Genomic DNA, 19,747 nt, shown 5'->3' on the forward strand with positions numbered 1-19,747 from the left:
TCATGAGGACTCGCAGAATTGTGACCAGCGTGCTCACCGGCGCCCTCGTCGCGACGACGCTGGCGGCGTGGCCGTCGGCGGCCGTCGCGGCGGACCCGCCCGCCACCCGGTCGTTCCACACCGAGGGCAACCCGATCCTCGGGGACGGGACGTACTACTCGGCCGACGCGGCACCCCTGTCGGTGGACGGGACGCTCTACGTATACGGCGGTCACGACGAGGCGGCCGAGCAGCAGGGCGGCTTCGAGATGCACGACTACGGGGTGCTCACGACGACCGACCCCACGTCCGGCGACTGGAACCTGTACGCCGACAACCTGGACCCGGACGAGGTCTTCGCCTGGGCCACCGGGGACGGGGCGGCGTACGCGGGTCAGGTCACTCGCGGCGCCGACGGGAAGTTCTACTGGTACGCGCCGGTGGAGTGGGACGACACCACGGTGCCCAACCGGATGGCCATCGGCGTCGCGGTCTCCGACGGCCCGCTGGGGCCGTGGACCGACGCGGTCGGGGAGCCGCTGCTCACCTGGACCGACGTGTTCGGCACGTCCACGAACGGCCAGGAGGTCATCGACCCGCACGTCTTCACCGACACCGACGGCCGCGTCTACCTGTACTGGGGCTCGTGGGGCGTCGCGCGGATGGTCGAGCTCGAGCCGACGATGACCGCCACGACGGGAGCCATCTCCACGATCCCCGGGCTCACCGGCTTCTTCGAGGCGCCCTGGGTGTTCGAGCGCGAGGGCACGTACTACCTGGCGTACGACTGGAAGCAGGGCGGCTCGGAGTGCACGCCGTCGAACTACCAGGCGTGCATCGCGTACGCGACGGCTCCGTCGGCGTCGGGGCCGTGGACGTACCAGGGGATCATCCTCGGCGGCACGTCGGCGACGACCGTGCACCCGTCGATCGTCGAGCACGAGGGCCGCTGGTGGATCACGTACCACACCAAGGACGCGGTGAACGGAGGCCACTTCCGGCGCTCGATCGCGATCGACGAGGTGCAGTGGGACGGTGACCGCATCCTTCCGGTGGTCCCCACCCGCGCGGACGACCCGGCGTTCCGGCTGACCGACAACGTGGCGCTCGCGGCGACCGCGGCCGCCTCGTTCACCGAGCAGCCGCCGATGACGCTGCGGTCGATCAACGACGGCTTCCGCGCGACGACAGCGCTGCTGCCGCCCGACCAGTGGGGCAACTACCGCGGGACCACCAGCTCGAACGCGACCGACTGGCTGCAGTACACGTGGGACGCACCCGTGCGGACCGGAAGCGTCGGCATCGAGTTCCACCGCGACGGCAACTGGATCCGGCTGCCCGCGTCGTGGGTGGTCGAGTACCGCGACGAGGCCGGCGACTGGCAGCCCGTGCAGGGCGCGACGTACCCGACGGCCACGGACGCGTGGCACACGGTGACGTTCACTCCGGTCACGACCACCGCGCTGCGGGCGACGTTCCGCGGGCAGGACGAGGGTGCGTACGTGCACTCCGTCGCGGTCTCCGAGTGGGAGGTCTACGCGGTCCAGGCCGAGTCGCTGCCGGACGTGGACGTCGCGACGCCCGTCGGCACCGCCCCCGTGCTTCCCGAGGCAGTCCGCGTGGGCGGGCTCTGGACGCCCGTCAACTGGCGTCCGGTGGACCCGGCGCAGTATGCGGCCGAGGGCACGTTCACCGTCGAGGGACGGGCCCTCGGGCAGTCCGCGGCCTACCTGGTCGCGACCGTCCACGTGGGCGGCACGGTCGATCCGGGCGGGGACGACACGACGGCCCCCATGGTGACGGTCGCCGCGTCCGGTACCTCGGGCGAGGACGGCTGGTTCTCCTCACCGGTCACCGTCCGCGTGGCGGCCGACGACGACACGTCGTACCTGACGACGATCGAGACGCGTGTCGGTGCCGGCGCGTGGACCGCCACGCCGGACGCCCGGTTCGTCGACGTCCCGGTCTCCGCGCAGGGCGAGACCGTCGTCACCGGACGTGCCACCGATGCGGCGGGCAACCAGTCCACCGAGGTCAGCCGCACGGTCAAGGTGGACACCGGCGCACCCACGGTCACCGCCGCGCTCGACGCCGCGACCCGGGCGGTCACCGTCGGCGGGTCGGACGCCCTGTCCGGTCTGGCGGCACTGGAGTACCGGTTCGACGGCATGGGTGACTGGGTCGCCGTCGAGCCCGGTGCGGTCGTCCAGGCGCCGGACATGCTGCCGCACGAGCTCGTGGTCCGGGCCCGCGACCACGCGGGGAACACGGCGACGACGACGGTGTCCGTGCCGCTCGGCGACGGCGCCCAGCTCCAGGGCAACGTCGCTCCGTACGCGACGCCGACCACCTCGTTCACCTCCGGCTGGGAGGCGGTCGGTGGACTCATCGACGGCACCAACGCCTGGGGCGAGGACGACGCGAGCAAGTACGGCGCCAGCTGGGGCACGTGGGACCGCGTCGGCGAGCAGTGGGCACAGCTGACGTGGGACTTCGACGTGACGGTCGACCGCGCCAACGTGTGGTGGTACCAGAACGTGCCGGACGCCCAGAACGAGGGACTGATCGCACCGCGCTCCTGGGTGCTCCAGTACCTCGACGCGGACGGGACCACCTGGCACGACGTCGCACTGACGTCGGGCGAGTACGGGCGGAACAGCGAGGGCTTCGAGCCTGTCGGGTTCGCACCGGTGACCACCCGGGCGCTACGGATCGTCGCGCAGTCGTGGGGTGAGGCGGCCGGGCAGGGCTCTGTGGGAATCCGCGAGTGGCAGGTCGGGGCGGTCCAGGCCGACGGGGTCGTCACGCCGGTGGCGCCGACCTTCCAGCCGGCGCCGGTGTGCACCGGGACCGCGACCGTCACGATCCCGGACGTCGAGGGCGTGCTCTACGCGATCGACGGTCAGGACGTCACCGGCACGGTGGAGGTCGCCGCCGACGCCCACGTCGTCGTCACGGCTCGCGCGGCGGACGGCTTCCAGCTGGCCGACGGCGCCGTGACCGAGTGGGAGCACACGTTCACCGCTCCTGAGTGCGAGGACGTCGTCGTGACCCCACAGGTGCCCGTCTTCACGGCGCCGGTCTGCACCGACGGCGAGGCCGGCGACGGGTCGCTCACGGCGCCGACGGTCGAGGGTGTCGCGTACACCGTCGCCGGCGCGGCCGCCGAGGGCACCGTCGTCGTCCCGCTCGGCGGCACCGTCACCGTGACGGCGCGCCCGCTCGACGGGTTCGCGTTCCCGGCCGGTCCGCAGGCGAGCTCGTGGGCCTTCCGGGCCGACGCACCCGACTGCGCACCGGCGCAGGCGGTCGTCCCCGGGACGGTGCGCATCACGGGCGAGGCCCAGGTCGGCGAGACCGTGCGGGCCAAGACCACCGACTGGCAGCCCGACGGCGTGCGCCTCGCGTACGCCTGGTTCGCGGACGGTGTGCGGCTCGACGGGGTGACGGGGGACCGGCTCACCGTGACCCCGGCGCTGGAGGGCGCGACGCTCACGGTGCGGGCGACCGGGTTCGGGGCGGGACTCGTCACGGCATCCGCGACGTCGGAGCCGGTCGGTCCCGTGACACCTGCGGACACCGGGTGGCGCTTGCCCTGGGACTGAGAACGCAGGAGGCCCCGGTCGACGACCGGGGCCTCCTGACCCTCAGCTGACGTACGGCCAGCCGGACGCGTCCCAGCTCAGCCGGTTGATGCCCAGCCGCGCATCCCCTGCGTCGGTGTCGTAGTGGTAGAAGAGGATCGTCCACCACTGGCAAGGAGTGAATCGGTGAGCCCTCGCCCACGACCTGGGCGGCCGCGACCCGTTCCGGCGCGCGCGCCCGGCGCAGCAGCGCGATCGTCAGCAACGCGAGCGGCACGTTGACCAGCCCAGGGGCGCCGACCCAGAAGGATCCGGTGGCGACGGCGTACGCACCCCAGAGTGCCTGGGGTCAGACCACGCAGAACTCGTTGCCCTCAGGGTCCGCCAGGACCACGTGGTCGAGCTCGCCGCGCTCGCGGTCTCGGCGAGGACGGTGGCACCCGCGGCCGTCAGCCGGTCCACCGCGTCACGGATCAGGGTCTCGCGGTCCTCCTGCGGCGCCGCCCGCCCTCCGGAGACCTGCAGGTCGAGATGCACGCGGTTCTTGGCCACCTTGTCCTCGGGGACCTTGAGGAACGAGAGCGACGGCAGCACCCCGTCGGGGTCCGCCAGGTAGGCGCCGTCGCCCAGCTCGTCGTCAGGCACCTCGTGGTGCCGGGCCCAGGCCTCCCAGGTCTCGAACCCGTCGGGTGGGGGCGGCACGACGTACCCGAGCGCCGGACCCCAGAACCTGGCCATCACGGCGGGGCTCGCGCAGTCGAACGTCACGCTCCACATGGGTCAGGCGAGCCCTTCCGCCGACTCGGACTCCTCGATCGTGGCGAGCCAGTCGCGCTTGGTCGCGCGCCAGCCCTCGTCGTCGGCGCCCAGGCGCCAGTACCCGGACACCGACAGCTGCTCGCGAGTGACACCGCGGTCCACGCGGACGTGCCGGCGCAGCTCCCGCACCACGCCCGCCTCGCCGTGCACGAACGCGCTGACGGGCGCGGGCAGGTCGGGCAGGGTGGTCACCGTGTCGACGAGAGCGAGACCCGCGACCGAGAAGCCCTGGTGCACCCACAGCACCTGCACGCCGGCGGGGGAGGTCAACGGGATCTCGTCCTCGGGACCGTGCACCTCGATGACCGCGTGCCCGACGGCGTCGGCGGGGAGCCGCTCGAGGGCGATCGCGATGGCGGGCAGCGCGCTGGCGTCCCCGGCGAACAGGTACGACGCGGCGTCGGGATCGGGCGACCACGCGCCGCCGGGGCCGACCAGCAGCACCTCGTCGCCGGGCTGTGCGGACGCCGACCAGGGCCCCGCGATGCCCTCGTCGCCGTGCACCACGAAGTCGAGCGTGAGCTCGCGCGCGACCGGGTCCCACGAGCGGACGGTGTAGGAGCGCTGGCGGGGCTGCTGGTCGGGCGGGAGGCTCGCGCGCACCGCGTCGAGGTCGAGGCGTCCGTCCTCGCGCAGCGGACGGTCGGTGCCGGCGGGGAGGAACACGACCTTGACGTAGGAGTCGGCGTGCGGCGACGGCTGGAACGCGTCCAGGCCGGGTCCGCCGACGACGACGCGGACCATCGTCTCGGCGATCCGTTCGGTCCGGACGACCTCCGCCACGAGCGGTGCGGGTCGGGGTCGGGCCGGTGCGTCGGTCATCGAGATCCTTCGTCGGTGGGAGGGGCTGCGGCGGCCCACGCTAGCCGCCCGCTGTGACCGACGACGCACACGGCACGGGGAACCCCCGCCGGTCCGGGTGCGTTCTCGCAGGTGGACGCGGTTCCGCGTCATCTGTTGCACACAGCGGACCCCGTCGGAGGATCCATGTCTCGCCTCGCCCGCCTGTCGCTGGCCAACCGTTCGGTGGTCGCCCTGCTGACGATCGCCATCGCCGTGTTCGGCTGGATCAGCCTGGGATCGCTCAAGCAGGAGCTGATCCCGTCGCTGCAGATCCCGACGGCCGTCGTCGTCGCGGTGGACCCGGGCTCGTCGCCGCAGCTGGTCGAGCAGCAGGTCACGGTGCCGGTCGAGCAGGCTGTGCGAGCCGTGGACGGGGTGGAGGAGGTCACCTCCACGTCGTCCACCGGCCTGTCCACGACGACGGTCGAGCTGACGTACGGCGGCGACCTCGACGCGTCCGCGCAGGCCCTGCAGCAGGCGGTCGACCGGGTCCGCACCTCGCTGCCCACCGGCGTCGAGCCGACCGTCTTCACCGGCTCGCTCGACGACTTCCCCGTGGTGCAGCTGGCGATCTCGGGCGGGGAGGGCATGGACGACGCCGAGCTGGCCACGCTCGTGCAGGACACCGTGGTGCCGCGCTTCGAGCAGATCGACGGTGTCCGGGAGGTGACCGTGACCGGCGTCTCCGACGACGCCGTGACCGTCACGCTGGACCTGCCCGCGCTCGCCGGGACCGGCTTGTCGCCTGCGAGCGTCGCGACGATCCTGCAGGACAACGGCGTCGTGCTCCCCACGGGGACGGTCGACGAGGGCGACACCACGCTGTCGGTCCAGGTGGGCAGCGAGCTGTCCTCGGTCGAGGACCTCGAGTCCCTCCCGCTCGTCGGCGCGAACCCGCCGGTGACGCTCGACGACGTCGCGGAGGTCACGGTCGCGCCGGTGACAGCCACGTCGTTCTCGCGCCTCGACGGGGAGCCGGCGCTCGCCGTCTCGCTGACCAAGACGCCCGACGGCAACACCGTGGAGGTCTCGCACGGGGCGCGGGACGCGGTCGAGGAGCTCGAGGCCCAGCTGGGCGACGACGTGCAGGTCGCGGTCGTGTTCGACCAGGCGCCGTTCATCGAGGAGTCCATCGAGGGCCTCGCCACCGAGGGTGCGCTCGGCCTGCTGTTCGCGGTGCTCGTGATCCTGCTGTTCCTGGGCTCGGTCCGCTCGACCCTCGTCTCCGCCATCTCGATCCCGTTGTCGCTCCTGGTCACGTTCGCGGGACTTCAGCTGGGCGGCTACTCGCTGAACATCCTCACGCTCGGCGCGCTGACCATCGCGATCGGCCGGGTGGTCGACGACTCGATCGTCGTGATCGAGAACATCAAGCGGCACCGGTCCTACGGCGAGGCCAAGACGACCGCCATCCTCACCGCGGTCCGGGAGGTCGCCGGTGCGATCACCGCGTCCACGGTCACCACGGTCGCCGTGTTTCTCCCGATCGCGCTGGTCGGCGGCATGGTCGGGGAGCTGTTCCGACCGTTCGCCATCACCGTCGCGATCGCCATGACCGCGTCCCTGTTCGTCGCGCTGACGATCGTGCCGGTGCTCGCGTACTGGTTCATCAAGGACGCGCCCCGGGCGCTGAGCGCGCAGGCCGAGCCCGACGCCGTCGCGCGCGACGACGCCGAGGAGCGCGAGCGCCACGGCTTCCTGCAGCGCAGCTACCTCGCCACCCTGCGCCCGGCGCTGCGGCACCCCGTCATCACTCTCGGGGCAGCGTTCCTCATCTTCGTCGGCACGATCGCTCTGGTGCCGCGCCTCGAGACCAACTTCCTGGGCGACTCCGGCCAGGACACGCTCACCGTGACGGAGGCGTTCGCACCCGGCACCTCGCTCGCCGCCCAGGACGCGTCGGCGCAGGAGGTCGAGCAGGCTCTCATGGCCGTCGACGGCGTGACCACGGTGCAGACCACCGTCGGGTCCTCCGGTGGTCCCGAGGCCGCCTTCACCGGCGGCTCCGGCACGCCGCGCGCCACGTTCGCGCTCACCCTCGACGCCGACGCCGACCCGGAGGTGGTCCAGGAGGACGTCCGTGCCGCCACGTCCGAGCTGGGCGACGTCACGGTCGCCGGCGGTGGGGCGGCGTTCGGCAGCTCCACGGTCGACGTCGTGGTGCGCTCGGACGACCCGGACCAGCTCGCCGAGCTCGCGCAGGAGGTGCAGACCCTGGTCGAGGGCGTCGACGGCACCTCCGACGTGACCAACAACCTCGCGGCTGCCCAGCCGACCGTGCAGGTGGTCGTCGACCGCGCGGCCGCGGCTGAGGTCGGGCTCACCGAGACGCAGGTGGCCGGCACGGTCGCCGCGGTGATGAGCCCGCGCCCGGTCGGCACGGTCGACCTGGGGGACGGTCCGCTCGACGTGACGATCGAGGCGACCGCGGGTCCGGCGACGCTCGACGAGCTGCGGGCGGTCGTCCTGCCGACGGCGACCGGTCTGGTGCCGCTGGCGCAGGTGGCCAGCATCGACGAGGTCGACGTGCCCACGTCGGTCACGCGGGTCGACGGGGAGCGGTCGGCGACCGTCTCCGCGACGCCGACCGGCCAGGACCTCGGTGCGCTGACCACCGATCTGCAGGCACAGCTCGACGACCTCGACGTCCCGGCCGGCGCCAGCGTCGCGATCGGCGGGGTCGCCACCGACCAGCAGGACGCGTTCGCCGACCTGGGCGTGGCTCTGCTGGTCGCCATCGCGATCGTCTACCTGGTGATGGTCGCCACGTTCCGGTCGCTGCTGCAGCCGGTGATCCTGCTGGTGTCGGTGCCGTTCGCCGCGACGGGTGCGATCCTCGCGCTCCTGCTCACGGGCACCCCGCTGGGCGTCCCGGCGCTGATCGGTGTGCTCATGCTCGTCGGCATCGTGGTCACCAACGCGATCGTCCTCATCGACCTGGTCAACCAGTACCGCCGGGCAGGCAGCCCGCTCGCCGAGGCCGTGACCGAGGGTGCGCGCAAGCGACTTCGGCCGATCCTCATGACGGCGTTGGCGACGATCTTCGCGCTCACACCGATGGCGTTCGGAATCACCGGTGGTGGGGTGTTCATCTCCAAGCCGCTCGCGATCGTCGTCATCGGCGGCCTCGTCACGTCCACCCTGCTGACGCTCCTGCTCGTCCCGGTGCTCTACACGCTGGCCGAGAAGGCGCGGGGACGTGGGGAGCAGCGGCGGGCGCACAAGGCGACGGTCCGGACCGCGGAGGCCTGACGCACGACGACGGGGGCGGTCCGCAGCGGACCGCCCCCGTCGTCATGCCGTGCCTACGGTCAGGCGTCGCGCCTCTTGAGCAGGACAGCCGCGGTGCCGAGGATCAGCACCACCCAGACCACCAGGACGCCGTAGCCCTGCCACGCGGTCAGGTCGACGCCGATGTCGGAGAAGCCGGCGGACTGCTCCAGCGCCGCGTCGGTGTACGTCACCTGCTGCCCCGCGAGTCCCGGGAGGAACGGGGACGTGACGGTCAGCGGCTTCCACGGGATGGCGGTGAAGATGATCGGAGCCACCAGCAGGAGCCCGAGCACCGTCGCGACGGCCGCGGCCGAGTGACGCAGGAGCGCGCCGAGGGCGTACGCGAGGAGAGCGATCGTCGCCAGGTACAGGGCGGTCCCGACGAGCGGCCGGACGAGCTCGGGATCGGTGACGTCGATCGAGAAGTCCTGGCTGTCGAAGAAGAGCCACTGCAGCGCCGCGGCGAGCGCGATCGCGACCAGGGCGACGACGAACACCGAGACGACGAGCACGATCGCCTTGGACCAGAGCACCGGGAGCCGCTTGGGTGCTGCCGTGAGGCTGGACCGGATCATGCCGGTGGTGTACTCGCCGGTGATCGTCAGGCAGCCCAGCACGGCGACGGCGAGCTGGGCCAGCGTGACCGCCACGGCGAACGGGTCGAGCGGCGTGCCCTCCTGACCGGGCGGCGGCCCGCCGTTCTCGGGGCTCGGGGCGTTGAGGATGGCCAGGCTGATCAGCGAGACCAGGCCGACGGTGGCGATCAGGAAGATCGACAGGGTCCAGGTGGTGGAGCGCACCGACCAGAACTTGATCCACTCGCCGCGCAGCAGGTGGCCGAAGCTCAGCTTGTACGGCTTCGTGGCGGTGGCGTGGCGATGGGGCTCGGTGGCGACGGCGGTGGTCATCGGGCGTCCTCTCCGGTGGTCGGGCCAGTCGTCGGGGCAGGGGGCGCGGCGTGGGCTCCGTGCGGCACGGATTCCTGTCCGGGCAGCGCCGCCGAGTGGTACTCGACGGACTCCGACGTCAGCGACATGTACGCGTCCTCGAGGGAGCCCGAGAGCGGGGTGAGCTCGTGCAGGACGAACCCGGCCTTGGCAGCGATCTCACCGATCTCGACCGCGGTCGCGCCGTGGATCTCCATGAGCCCGTCCTCGGACGGCGTCACAGTCACCGCCGGACCGGCGAGGCGGGCTGCCAGGTCCGTCGCCTGAGGGGACCGCACCCGGACCGTGGCCCGCGTGGCCTGCGAGATCACCGAGTCGACCGGGCCGTCGGCGATGATCTTGCCGCGGCCGATGACGATCAGGTGGTCCGCCGTCACCGCCATCTCGCTCATCAGGTGCGAGGACAGGAAGACCGTGCGGCCCTCCGAGGCGGCCAGGTACTTGACCAGGTTGCGCACCCAGAGGACGCCCTCGGGGTCGAGCCCGTTGACCGGCTCGTCGAGGATCAACGTCTGCGGGTCGCCCACGAGGGCGGCCGCGATGCCGAGGCGCTGCCCCATGCCGAGCGAGAAGCCTCCGACCCGCCGCTTGGCGACGGTGTCGAGGCCGGTCATCGAGATGACCTCGTTGACCCGCTTGTCGCCGATGCCGTGCGTCGCGGCGATGGCACGCAGGTGGTTGCGGGCGCTGCGCCCGGTGTGGACCGCCTTGGCCTCGAGCAGCGCGCCGACCTGCGTCAGCGGGGAGCGGTGCTCGGCGTACGGGCGGCCGTTGACGGTGACGGTGCCGCGGGTCGGCCGGTCGAGGCCGACGACCATGCGCATCGTGGTGGACTTGCCGGCACCGTTGGGGCCCAGGAAGCCGGTGACCCGGCCGGGCTGCACCGTGAACGAGATGCCGTCCACCGCCGTCTTGGTGCCGTATCTCTTCGTGAGGTCGTGGGCCTCGATCATCACTGTTCCTCGTCGTCGGGAGTGTGGAGCCGTGTCGAGACTAGAGAGGGGTCGAATTGCCACACATCGGACCAAGGGGGGATGTCTCCCCACCGAATGGCCGAGGCGCGTCAGACCCGGGAACGAACGCGAGCCTGTCGACGTTCGCTACGGTGACAGCCTCGTCTGACAGCGCCCGATCCGTCCAGGAGGACGCCATGGCCAATCCCGTGTTCAACAACAGTCCCGTCTTCCAGGATCCCGTGCAGCGCCGGGGTCAGAAGTCGCCCACGTCGGCGGTCTCCTACGGGACCCCCAGCCCCCAGGTGGTCGACGCCGCCACGCTCGACCAGATGTACGACGCCCCCGCCGCGACCACGCGCGAGACGGGCCGGCTGACGTACGACGACGTCATCATGAAGACCGCCGGCCTGCTGGCCGTGCTGGTCGTCACCGGTGCAGCCACCTGGGTGCTCGCGCCCGGTCTGTGGATCTTCGGCGCGATCGTCGGGCTCGTCCTCGGTCTGGTCAACGCGTTCAAGAAGGAGCCGAGCCCGCCGCTGATCCTGCTCTACGCCGCGGCGGAGGGGGTGTTCCTCGGCGGCCTCAGCAGGTTCTACGAGGCGCAGTTCCAGGGCATCGTCGGCCAGGCGGTCCTCGCCACGCTCTCGGTGTTCGCGGTCTCGCTCGTCCTGTTCAAGTCCGGCAAGGTCCGGGTGACGCCGAAGTTCCAGCGGACCCTGCTCATCGCGATGGTCGGCTACCTGGTGTTCTCCCTCATCAACGTCGTGTTCATGCTGTTCGGGAACACCGGTGACGGGTACGGACCGCTGCGGGCCGGGTGGATCGGCGTCGCCGTCGGTCTGATCGCGGTCGTGCTCGCGGCCGCGATGCTGATCGTGGACTTCGACTCCATCAAGCGCGGCGTGGAGGCCGGTGTCCCGGCCAAGCTCGCGTGGACGGCCGCGTTCGGCCTCGTCGTGACGCTGGTCTGGCTGTACCTGGAGCTGCTGCGGCTCTTCGCCATCCTGCGTGGTGAGTGACCGCCTGACCTGAAGCTCGTCGGCCCGGGTGCGATGATCGATCGCACCCGGGCCGACGTGCGTCTGCCCGCTCGGGCTCGACCCAACACCCATGGGAGCAGCAGCACGATGAAGTACGCGAAGCACATCTCGGAGCTCGTCGGCGGCACCCCGCTCGTCCAGCTCACGTCCGTGACGGCTGGCCTGACGGCGACGATCCTCGCCAAAGTCGAGTACATGAACCCCGGCGGCTCCGTGAAGGACCGCATCGCCCTGAAGATGATCGAGGCCGCGGAGGCGAGCGGCGAGCTCATGCCCGGCGGCACCATCGTGGAGCCGACCAGCGGGAACACCGGCGTCGGGCTCGCTCTCGTCGCCCAGCGCAAGGGCTACCGCTGCGTGTTCGTCTGCCCCGACAAGGTCAGCCAGGACAAGCGCGACGTCCTGCGCGCCTACGGTGCCGAGGTCGTCGTGACCCCGACCGCGGTCGCGCCGGACCACCCCAGCTCGTACTACTCGGTGTCCGACCGCCTGGCCAAGGAGATCCCGGGCGCGTGGAAGCCGAACCAGTACGCCAACGTGAACGGTCCGGCGAGCCACTACGAGACGACCGGCCCGGAGATCTGGGCCGACACCGACGGGCGCGTGACGCACATGGTCGCGGGCGTCGGCACGGGCGGCACGATCACCGGCACCGGGCGCTACCTGCACGACGTCTCCGAGGGGCGGGTGGTCGTCATCGGCGCCGACCCCGCGGGCTCGGTCTACTCGGGCGGCGACGGTCGGCCGTACCTGGTCGAGGGCGTCGGCGAGGACTTCTGGCCGACCGCCTACGACCCGACCGTGCCCGACGAGATCATCGCGGTCTCCGACGCGGACTCCTTCGCGATGACGCGGCGGCTCGCCCGCGAGGAGGGGCTGCTGGTCGGCGGCTCGTGCGGCATGGCCGTCGAGGCGACCCTGCGCTACGCCCGCCGGCTGCAGGAGGACGACCCCGCTGCCGCGGAGCGCGCGGTGATCGTGGTGATCCTGCCCGACAGCGGGCGCGGCTACCTGTCCAAGATCTTCAACGACAAGTGGATGCGGTCGTACGGGTTCCTGGCCGCCGACGAGGGCGCCACGGTGGCGGACGTGCTGCGCACGAAGACCGGCACGCTGCCCGACCTGGTGCACACCCACCCGAACGAGACCGTCCGCGACGCCATCGAGATCCTGCACGAGTACGGCGTCTCGCAGATGCCCGTCGTCGGTGCGGAGCCGCCCGTGAAGATCGGGGAGGTGGCCGGCTCCGTGAGCGAGCGCGAACTTCTCGACGCGGTGTTCTCCGGCGACGCCGAGCTGTCCGACCGCGTGGACCGGCACATGTCCGCGCCGCTGCCGCTGATCGGCTCGGGGGAGAGCGTGGAGTCCGCACGGTCCGCGCTGCAGAAGGCGGACGCGCTCATGGTGGTCGACGACGGGTCGCCCGTGGGCGTCCTGACCCGGCACGACCTGCTGGGGTTCCTCGCACGGTAGTTTTCTCGTCGTCGGGAAACGCTGTCCGTCCGAAGGAGCACGATGGCCCTGTTCGACCTGTCCCTGCCCGAGCTCGAGCGCTACCTGCCCGTGCTGGACGAGCCGGAGGACTTCGACGAGTTCTGGTCCGGCACGCTGGCCGAGGCGCGCACGTTCGACCTCGGCCTGACCGTGAAGCCGGTCGACTCCGGGCTCACGGTCATCGACGCGTTCGACGTGACGTTCGCGGGGTTCGGCGGGCACCCGATCAAGGCGTGGGTGACGCGCCCCGCGGGAGCGACGGAGGACCTGCCCGCGGTCGTCGAGCTCATCGGGTACGGCGGCGGGCGCGGGTTCGCGCACGAGCGGCTCGCCTGGGCGGCCGCAGGGTACGTGCACCTGGTGATGGACACGCGCGGGCAGGGGTCCACGTGGGGCAACGGCGGCCACACGCCTGACCCGGCGGGCTCCGGTCCGGCGTCGCCCGGGGTGATGACGCGCGGGATCCTCGACCCGCACGACCACTACTACCGGCGGCTCATCACCGACGCGGTCCGTGCCGTCGACGCCGTGCGGGCGCTGCCCGGGGTCGACCCTGCACGCGTGACCGTCGCGGGGATCAGCCAGGGCGGCGGGCTCGCGCTCGCGGTCGCCGGGCTGGCCGATGGGCTCGCCGCGGTGCTGCCCGACGTGCCGTTCCTGTGCCACTACCCGCGCGCGCTGGCCATCACGGACGCGTTCCCGTACGGCGAGCTCGTGCAGTACCTCGCCGTGCACCGTGGCCAGGAGGCGACCGTCCTGCGCACGATGTCCTACCTGGACGGCGTGCACTTCGCGCGGCGGGCCTCTGCTCCGGCCCTGTTCTCCGTCGCGTTGCGGGACCAGACGTGCCCGCCGTCCACGGTGTTCGCGGCCTACAACCACTACGCCGGGCTGTCGGCGGCAAGGCCCACCACCCAGATCGAGGTCTACGCGTACAACCAGCACGAGGGCGGGCAGGCCCACCAGCTCGACCGGCAGCTGCACTGGCTGCGGTCGCTGCTGGCCTCGGGGTCGCGGGTCGCCCGGGTCTGACGCGACGTCAGGAAGCGAGCCCGAAGCGGAACCACTGCGGCGCCGTCCTCGACATCGGCCACCCGAGCCCGGCGGTGCTCGCCGGCTCGGCCGAGAGCAGGCGCCAGCCCGGGAAGGCCGACTGGATGTCCGCCCTCGTCACACCCCCGACGAAGGAGCGCAGGCGGGTCGCCCCGAACTCGAGCATCAGCAGCGTCGCGCCCGGGTTCGCGAGCGCGGTGACCCCGCGGCCCATCGCCGTCCGCTCGGCGAGGTCCAGGTGCTGGAAGCAGCCGACGTCCAGGAAGAAGTCGAACCTGCCCAGGTCCGCGGGGAGCGCCGTCACGTCTCCCACCACGAAGCGCGCGCCGGACGGAGCATCTCGGCCCGACTCCTCGATGGCGTGGACCGCCGTGTCGATGCCGACGGCGTCCCACCCCCTGCGGGCGAGCTCGTGCGTCTTCTGACCGCGGCCGCAGCCGAGGTCGAGTGCGCGGCCCGGCGGGTGCGGCCGGCCGGCCTCCTCGCGGTCCAGCAGGGCGCCGATGGTCGACGCCGCGATCCGTCCGTAGTGCTCCCAAGGTGTGAACCCGACCCGGTATGCCAGGCCGTAGCCCGTGCGGACACCTCTCATCGCCGGCACCTCCCCCCGAACCCATCCCAGCACGGGTCGCGGCTGACGCACTAGGGGACGCTCAGGCGTTCCAGACCGCCGACCAGCCCGGCGACGAGGAAGTCGAAGCTGGCATCGACGTCGTCGGGCATGCCGAAGCCACCGTCGAGCTCGAGCACGACGAACCCGTGCACCGAGGCGCGGACCGCGCGGACCGCATCGATGCGCCGATCGTCGGGGACACCGAGCGCTGCCACGGCCTCGGAGAGCTCGGCGACGACCCGCGCGCCCGCGTCCCGGAGCGCGACCGCGTCCGGGTCGTGGACCCATGCCGCGCTCTGGACCGCCTGGTAGCGGCCGGGGACGCGTCGAGCGAGGTGGCGGATCGCCTGGGCCGAGGCCGGGAGGAGGTCGGCACCGGAGCGCGTCTGGCGGACGGCACGGAGGGCGTCCCCGAACTGCTCGATGCAGACGAGCGCGACCTCGCGACGTAGCGCGGGCAGGCCCGCGACGTGCTTGTAGAGGCTGGGCACCGCAACACCGGCCCGGGCCGCGACGGCGGAGAGCGTCAGGTCGGCGAAGCCCGTGCGCCCGCCGTCGTCGACGACCGCGAGGGCCAGGTCGACGACGGCGGCGCGGTCGAGCCCCGCTCTAGGCACGGGCGCTCGTGCGGACCTGGAACCGGCCGGCGGCGTCTCGGGGCAGGTCCGCGAGGAACGCCAGCGTGCGGGGCACGACGACCTCGGGCGCCTGGTTCTGCGGGTAGTGCGCGACGTCCGGGATCAGCGTGACGTCGGCGTCGATCGCGCCGCGCAGCCACTCGGCCTCCGCGGCCGGGTCCGGGAAGTCGGGGTCGATCGCGCCGACGAAGGCGACGGCCGGCGCAAGGATCTCGGGGACGCGGACCTCCACCGGCGTGTGAGTCAGCTGGACGGTGAGGTGCCGGAAGGAGCGCAGGTGGGCGGGGTCCTTCATCGCGACGCGCAGGTCCGCGACGTGCTCGTCGAGCCATGGCGCCTTGGTGCCGCGGTTCAGGTAGCCGCGGTAGTACGACGCCCAGACGGCGCCGCCCCACGGGCGGGAGAAGAGCAGGCGTTCGAGGCCGTGCATGACCGCGACGGCGACCGCGGGCATCGGGCGCTCGCGCAGGAACGGTCCGGTCAGGACGAGCCCAGCGACGAGGTCGGGTCGCTCGGCGGCGGCCCAGCCCGCGGCGCCGGCGCCCATCGAGTTGCCGGCGAGGACGGCAGGGCCGCCCAGGTGCTCGACTAGCGCGAGCGCGTCCTGGCCGGTGACGACGTCGCCGTGGGTGGCGAACGTGGTGTCGGAGTCGCCGTGGCCGCGCAGGTCCATGACGGCGACGCGGTGGCCGGCCTCCGCCAGCGGGCCGGTGAGCTCCCGCCACGTGCTGCGCAGGTCACCCATGCCGGGGATGAGCACGACGAGCGGTCCGCCGACCGGCCCGTCGAGCGTGTAGGCGATCCGCCCCTCGGGGCGCTGCAGGTGCTGGATGGGTGTCATGACCTAAAAGCTAATGCCATTAGCCACGCTGGTCAACCCCTCGGTTCGGCGGTTGTCGGTCGGGGTTGGCAAGATGGGCGGGCACTGTCATCCATCGAAGGAGTACGTCATGTCCGCAGCGCTGCCCGAGGTCTCGGGTTCTTTCGGCCAGAAGCCGACGCTGACCTTCCCGGATGCCGCGGCGCCCGGTGAGCTCGAGGTCCAGGTCCTCTCCCGCGGCGACGGCGCCCTCGTCGAGGCCGGCGACGACCTCGAGGTGCACTACCTCGGCCAGGCGTGGCAGGGCGGCATCTTCGACAACTCGTACGACCGCGGCTCCTCGATCAGCTTCCCGATCGGCGTCGGCGCCGTCATCGGCGGCTGGGACGAGGGCCTCGTCGGCCAGCAGGTCGGCTCGCGCGTGCTCCTGTCGATCCCGTCGCACCTCGGCTACGGCGACCGCGGCGTCCCGCAGGCCGGCATCAAGGGCGGCGACACGCTCGTCTTCGTGGTCGACATCGTCGGCACCAGCAACTGATCTCTGCCGCGACGACCCCGTCGGCCCACCGGCTGAGGGGGTCGTCGCGCGTCGGCGAGCCTGTCGCTCGTCGGTGAGGGCTCGTATCCTCGGCCCGTGGCGGACGGCGAGGTGACCATCGGTGAGTTCGCGCGCCGGTCGGGGCTCTCGCTCAAGGCGCTGCGCCTCTACGACGCCCGAGGCCTGCTGGAGCCGGTGCGGGTCGACCCGGACAGCGGGTACCGCTACTACCACCCCGGGCAGCTCGAGCGAGCGCGCACGATCTCCCTGCTGCGACGACTCGAGATGCCGCTCGGCACGATCGCCGACGTGCTCGCCGAGCCGCTCGGGCAGGCGGCCGCGATCCGGTCGTGGTGGGCCGACCGCCGGCGCGACCTGGCCGACCGGGGGCCGGAGCTGGACCTGGTGCTCCAGTCCCTGGGTGCCTCGGGCGGCTCGGCGCACCCCGGGCACTTCGGCGTCGACGACGTCGTGGTCCGCCCGGTCGAGGCACGGACGGTCGCGACGGTCCGCCGCCACGTCGCGCAGGAGGACCTCGTCGCGACGTTCGCGTCGGACGCGCTGGAGATCCGCACACTCCTCGACGCGGGCGGGGCGTCGTACGGGACCGAGTTCTGGGTGCTGTTCCACGGCGCGGTGGGCCACGACGGGGACGGCCCGATCGAGACGTGCATCCCCTACGAGGGTGCGATCGTCCCCACCGGCTCGATCGTTCTGCGGCAAGAGCCCGCGCAGACGCTGGCGTACGTGCCGGTCACCGCGTCCGACTGTCGGTACCCGGAGATCATCGGTGCGTACGTCGCCCTGGAGACCTGGTTCAGCGCTGGGGGTCGCCGGGCGGCCGGTCCACCCCGGGAGATCTACCCCGTCCCGTGGTCCGACGAGGGGGTCGTCGCGCACGTGGCGCAGCCGGTCGCCTGACCCCGCGCTCATGCGCTCCCCGAGGCTCTTGACCCTGCCCCTGGGGCAAGGCCCACGCTGGCTCCATGCCCGATCTCACCGCGTACGCCAGCCACAGCCCGTTCACCGACCCCGGTGCGCACGCCGCACTGCTCGCGGCCGTCGGCACCGACCCCGCGGCGCTGCACGCGGCCGCCTGCAGCACCGTCGTCCACTACCGGGCCGGCGCCGAGCGGCTCACCCCCGGACAGGACGCCGACATCGACCTGCGATGGCTCTCGGACATCCTCGGCGAGGCGCAGGAGCGTGCGGCCGGGCCGCTCGACGCCGCCCGCGCGCCCGCCCAGCAGATCGCCGGGTGCTGCCGCGACCACACGCTGTTCGCGATCGGGGTGCTGCGGGAGCACGGCATCCCGGCGCGCAGCCGCGTCGGGTTCGCGGGGTACTTCCGCGCGGGGTTCCACCACGACCACGTGGTGGGCGAGCGGTGGGACGGGTCGCGCTGGGTGCGGTTCGACGCGGAGCTGAACGCCGCCGACGACTGGTTCGCCTTCGACTCGCACGACATGCCGACCGGACCCGGTGCACCGTTCGAGACGGCCGCCGAGGTGTGGCTGGCCCACCGTCGCGACGGCCTCGACGTGTCGACCTACGGCGTCGACCCGTCGATGCCCGAGCTGTGCGGACCGGCGTTCGTCCGCGGGTACGTCGTCACCGAGCTGGCGCACCGGCAGCGCGACGAGCTGCTCCTCTGGGACGTGTGGGGTGACACGCTGCCCGAGACGCCGACGCCCCGCGACGACCTCGACCGGTTGGCCGACGAGATTGCGGAGCTGCTCGTCGCGGCGGACGGCGGCTCGGCTGACGCGGAGGCGGAGCTCGAGGAGCGATACGCGAGCGACGCGCGGCTGCACCCGGGCGGGGGAGTCGTGACGCTGTCGCCCACCGGACGCGTCGGCGACGCGGACCTCGTCGCGAAGGTGAACCGCTGGCGGTCCTAGAGGACGTGCCGTTCCAGGAAGTCGTTGCGGAAGACGCCGTCGGGGTCGGTGCGCGCGACCAGAGCGCGGAAGTCGTCCCAGTGGGGGTAGAGGCGGGCGAGGTCGCGATACTCGTCCGCGAAGAGCTTGCCCCAGTGCGGCCGGGCCTCGAACGGGGCCAGCGCGGCCTCGATGGTCGGCAGCACCGCCTCCACCTCGGGCTGCCGCGGGAGCCACGTGAAGTGCAGGCCGACGCGAGGGCCACCCTGTGCGCCGGACAGCCACAGGTCGTCGCCGGCCATGGTGCGGACCTCGGTGACCTGCAGCAGCGGTGAGACGAGGTCGCTCAGCGACCGGACCGCCTCCAGCGCGGCGACCGCGTGGGCGCGCGGCACCAGGAACTCGGACTGCAGCTCGTCGCCGTTGCTCGGCGTGAAGTCCATCCGGAAGTGCGGCAGGCGGTCGTGCCACGGGCCGGGCTCGCCCAGCTGCGCGGTGCAGTTCACGGGGTCGATGCCGGGCAGCGGGTGGCGGGGGCCGTCGGCGGGGGTCGTGCCGAACAGGTCGGTGCGCAGTGCGTAGCTCGGCGTGACTCGAGTCTTGCGCCAGACCTGCTGGATGGTGTCCCCGGTCCAGTCGGTGAAGAGGCTCACGGAGTCGGCGCTGCTCGTGATCTCGTCCAGGTGCGCCAGCGCCGCTGACCACGGCAGGTCGACATGGACCTCCTGCGCGACGTCGTAGGTGGGTTCGATGTCGAGCGTCACGCGGGTGACCACCCCGAGCGCGCCCAGCGCGACGACGGACCCGGCGAAGTCGTCGTCGCCGCGGCGCACGGTCCGCAGCGTGCCGTCGGGGCCGACGATCTCCAGCGCCGCGACGGCCGCCGCGAGGTTCCTGCTCGCGTCGCCCGAGCCGTGCGTGGCGGTCGCGACCGCGCCAGCCACCGAGATGTGCGGCAGCGACGCGAGGTTGTGCACCGCCCAGCCGGCGGGGTGCAGGTGCTGCGCGAGCGTCCCGTAGCGGGTGCCGCCCGTGACTGTGACGGTCCGCGCCTGCTCGTCGATCTCCGGAGCGGACTCCAGGCGGTCGAGGACGACGAGCGCGGCGGGATCGTCGGCAAGGTCGTTAAAGCAGTGCCGGGTGCCCAGCGCGCGGATCATCGGGGAGCGCGCGACGAGCTCCTGCAGCTCCTCGACGGAGCGTGGGTGGTGCACGACCCCCGCGCGGTAGACGTAGTTGCCGGCCCAGTTCGTCAGCGTCACCGCACCAA

General features: G+C 72.5%; 16 protein-coding genes. 8 read left to right on the forward strand and 8 right to left on the reverse strand.

Annotation, left to right across the window (positions count from 1 at the left end):
- Positions 1 to 2 precede the first annotated feature (2 nt).
- Positions 3 to 3,584 (forward strand): family 43 glycosylhydrolase, encoded by a 3,582-nt coding sequence (locus ASG23_RS03235; protein WP_056019915.1) that lies wholly within the window; start codon positions 3 to 5, stop codon positions 3,582 to 3,584.
- Positions 3,585 to 3,821: 237 nt separating this feature from the next.
- Here the strand turns inward: ASG23_RS03235 and ASG23_RS20855 are convergent, their stop codons facing one another.
- Complete coding sequence (locus ASG23_RS20855) at positions 3,822 to 4,331, reverse strand: VOC family protein (RefSeq protein ID WP_442856800.1); 510 nt, start codon at positions 4,329 to 4,331, stop codon at positions 3,822 to 3,824.
- 12 nt (positions 4,332 to 4,343) lie between these two features.
- A complete protein-coding gene (locus tag ASG23_RS03245) occupies positions 4,344 to 5,204 on the reverse strand; it encodes a siderophore-interacting protein (protein ID WP_056019917.1) in 861 nt (286 codons plus the stop codon).
- Positions 5,205 to 5,369: 165 nt separating this feature from the next.
- Between ASG23_RS03245 and ASG23_RS03250 the strand changes: the two genes are divergently transcribed.
- A complete protein-coding gene (locus tag ASG23_RS03250) occupies positions 5,370 to 8,477 on the forward strand; it encodes an efflux RND transporter permease subunit (RefSeq protein ID WP_056019921.1) in 3,108 nt (1,035 codons plus the stop codon).
- 59 nt (positions 8,478 to 8,536) lie between these two features.
- Here the strand turns inward: ASG23_RS03250 and ASG23_RS03255 are convergent, their stop codons facing one another.
- Entirely contained in the window at positions 8,537 to 9,406 is an 870-nt protein-coding gene (locus ASG23_RS03255; protein WP_056019924.1) for an ABC transporter permease subunit, read from the reverse strand.
- On the reverse strand, positions 9,403 to 10,398 hold the full coding sequence (locus ASG23_RS03260) for an ABC transporter ATP-binding protein (RefSeq protein ID WP_056019927.1): 996 nt from the start codon (positions 10,396 to 10,398) through the stop codon (positions 9,403 to 9,405). Before ASG23_RS03260 ends, ASG23_RS03255 begins: the two co-directional genes overlap by 4 nt.
- A gap of 197 nt (positions 10,399 to 10,595) precedes the next feature.
- Between ASG23_RS03260 and ASG23_RS03265 the strand changes: the two genes are divergently transcribed.
- From ASG23_RS03265 to ASG23_RS03275, 3 genes are all read left to right on the forward strand, one after another.
- Positions 10,596 to 11,420 (forward strand): Bax inhibitor-1/YccA family protein, encoded by an 825-nt coding sequence (locus tag ASG23_RS03265; protein ID WP_056019930.1) that lies wholly within the window; start codon positions 10,596 to 10,598, stop codon positions 11,418 to 11,420.
- Positions 11,421 to 11,528: 108 nt separating this feature from the next.
- Positions 11,529 to 12,914 (forward strand): cystathionine beta-synthase, encoded by a 1,386-nt coding sequence (locus ASG23_RS03270; protein WP_056019933.1) that lies wholly within the window; start codon positions 11,529 to 11,531, stop codon positions 12,912 to 12,914.
- A gap of 42 nt (positions 12,915 to 12,956) precedes the next feature.
- Entirely contained in the window at positions 12,957 to 13,967 is a 1,011-nt protein-coding gene (locus tag ASG23_RS03275; protein ID WP_056019937.1) for an acetylxylan esterase, read from the forward strand.
- 7 nt (positions 13,968 to 13,974) lie between these two features.
- Here the strand turns inward: ASG23_RS03275 and ASG23_RS03280 are convergent, their stop codons facing one another.
- Genes ASG23_RS03280 through ASG23_RS03290 form a run of 3 tightly spaced genes read right to left on the reverse strand, consistent with a single transcriptional unit; the run spans position 13,975 to position 16,080 of the window.
- Positions 13,975 to 14,580: a class I SAM-dependent methyltransferase gene (locus ASG23_RS03280; RefSeq protein WP_056019940.1), complete on the reverse strand. Its 606-nt coding sequence runs from the start codon at positions 14,578 to 14,580 to the stop codon at positions 13,975 to 13,977.
- Between the two features lie 50 nt (positions 14,581 to 14,630).
- On the reverse strand, positions 14,631 to 15,218 hold the full coding sequence (locus tag ASG23_RS03285; protein ID WP_056019942.1) for a TetR/AcrR family transcriptional regulator: 588 nt from the start codon (positions 15,216 to 15,218) through the stop codon (positions 14,631 to 14,633).
- Positions 15,211 to 16,080 carry an alpha/beta fold hydrolase gene (locus tag ASG23_RS03290; RefSeq protein WP_056019946.1) on the reverse strand — a complete coding sequence of 290 codons (870 nt, stop codon included), beginning with the start codon at positions 16,078 to 16,080 and terminating at the stop codon, positions 15,211 to 15,213. The genes ASG23_RS03285 and ASG23_RS03290 overlap by 8 nt, the downstream gene beginning before the upstream one ends.
- A gap of 109 nt (positions 16,081 to 16,189) precedes the next feature.
- On the opposite strand from ASG23_RS03290, the gene ASG23_RS03295 reads away from it, so the two are divergent.
- From ASG23_RS03295 to ASG23_RS03305, 3 genes are all read left to right on the forward strand, one after another.
- The gene (locus ASG23_RS03295; protein WP_056019949.1) at positions 16,190 to 16,597 is read left to right on the forward strand and encodes an FKBP-type peptidyl-prolyl cis-trans isomerase; all 408 of its coding nucleotides are present in this window, start codon (positions 16,190 to 16,192) and stop codon (positions 16,595 to 16,597) included.
- Positions 16,598 to 16,693: 96 nt separating this feature from the next.
- A complete protein-coding gene (locus ASG23_RS03300; protein ID WP_056019952.1) occupies positions 16,694 to 17,518 on the forward strand; it encodes a MerR family transcriptional regulator in 825 nt (274 codons plus the stop codon).
- Between the two features lie 65 nt (positions 17,519 to 17,583).
- Positions 17,584 to 18,498 (forward strand): transglutaminase-like domain-containing protein, encoded by a 915-nt coding sequence (locus tag ASG23_RS03305; RefSeq protein ID WP_056019955.1) that lies wholly within the window; start codon positions 17,584 to 17,586, stop codon positions 18,496 to 18,498.
- Here the strand turns inward: ASG23_RS03305 and ASG23_RS03310 are convergent.
- Complete coding sequence (locus ASG23_RS03310) at positions 18,495 to 19,739, reverse strand: D-arabinono-1,4-lactone oxidase (RefSeq protein WP_056019958.1); 1,245 nt, start codon at positions 19,737 to 19,739, stop codon at positions 18,495 to 18,497. The two genes, ASG23_RS03305 and ASG23_RS03310, sit on opposite strands and share 4 nt — an antisense overlap.
- Positions 19,740 to 19,747 lie beyond the last annotated feature (8 nt).

Origin of the sequence: Cellulomonas sp. Leaf395, from assembly GCF_001424125.1 — a bacterium.
Lineage (GTDB): Bacteria > Actinomycetota > Actinomycetes > Actinomycetales > Cellulomonadaceae > Cellulomonas.

Excerpts from the sequence above, each read along its gene's own strand:
- ASG23_RS03235 (WP_056019915.1), top strand. The coding sequence starts at position 3 with ATGAGGACTCGCAGAATTGTGACCAGCGTGCTCACCGGCGCCCTCGTC.
- ASG23_RS03245 (WP_056019917.1), bottom strand. The coding sequence starts at position 5,204 with ATGACCGACGCACCGGCCCGACCCCGACCCGCACCGCTCGTGGCGGAG.
- ASG23_RS03250 (WP_056019921.1), top strand. The coding sequence starts at position 5,370 with ATGTCTCGCCTCGCCCGCCTGTCGCTGGCCAACCGTTCGGTGGTCGCC.
- ASG23_RS03255 (WP_056019924.1), bottom strand. The coding sequence starts at position 9,406 with ATGACCACCGCCGTCGCCACCGAGCCCCATCGCCACGCCACCGCCACG.
- ASG23_RS03260 (WP_056019927.1), bottom strand. The coding sequence starts at position 10,398 with ATGATCGAGGCCCACGACCTCACGAAGAGATACGGCACCAAGACGGCG.
- ASG23_RS03265 (WP_056019930.1), top strand. The coding sequence starts at position 10,596 with ATGGCCAATCCCGTGTTCAACAACAGTCCCGTCTTCCAGGATCCCGTG.
- ASG23_RS03270 (WP_056019933.1), top strand. The coding sequence starts at position 11,529 with ATGAAGTACGCGAAGCACATCTCGGAGCTCGTCGGCGGCACCCCGCTC.
- ASG23_RS03275 (WP_056019937.1), top strand. The coding sequence starts at position 12,957 with ATGGCCCTGTTCGACCTGTCCCTGCCCGAGCTCGAGCGCTACCTGCCC.
- ASG23_RS03280 (WP_056019940.1), bottom strand. The coding sequence starts at position 14,580 with ATGAGAGGTGTCCGCACGGGCTACGGCCTGGCATACCGGGTCGGGTTC.
- ASG23_RS03290 (WP_056019946.1), bottom strand. The coding sequence starts at position 16,080 with ATGACACCCATCCAGCACCTGCAGCGCCCCGAGGGGCGGATCGCCTAC.
- ASG23_RS03295 (WP_056019949.1), top strand. The coding sequence starts at position 16,190 with ATGTCCGCAGCGCTGCCCGAGGTCTCGGGTTCTTTCGGCCAGAAGCCG.
- ASG23_RS03305 (WP_056019955.1), top strand. The coding sequence starts at position 17,584 with ATGCCCGATCTCACCGCGTACGCCAGCCACAGCCCGTTCACCGACCCC.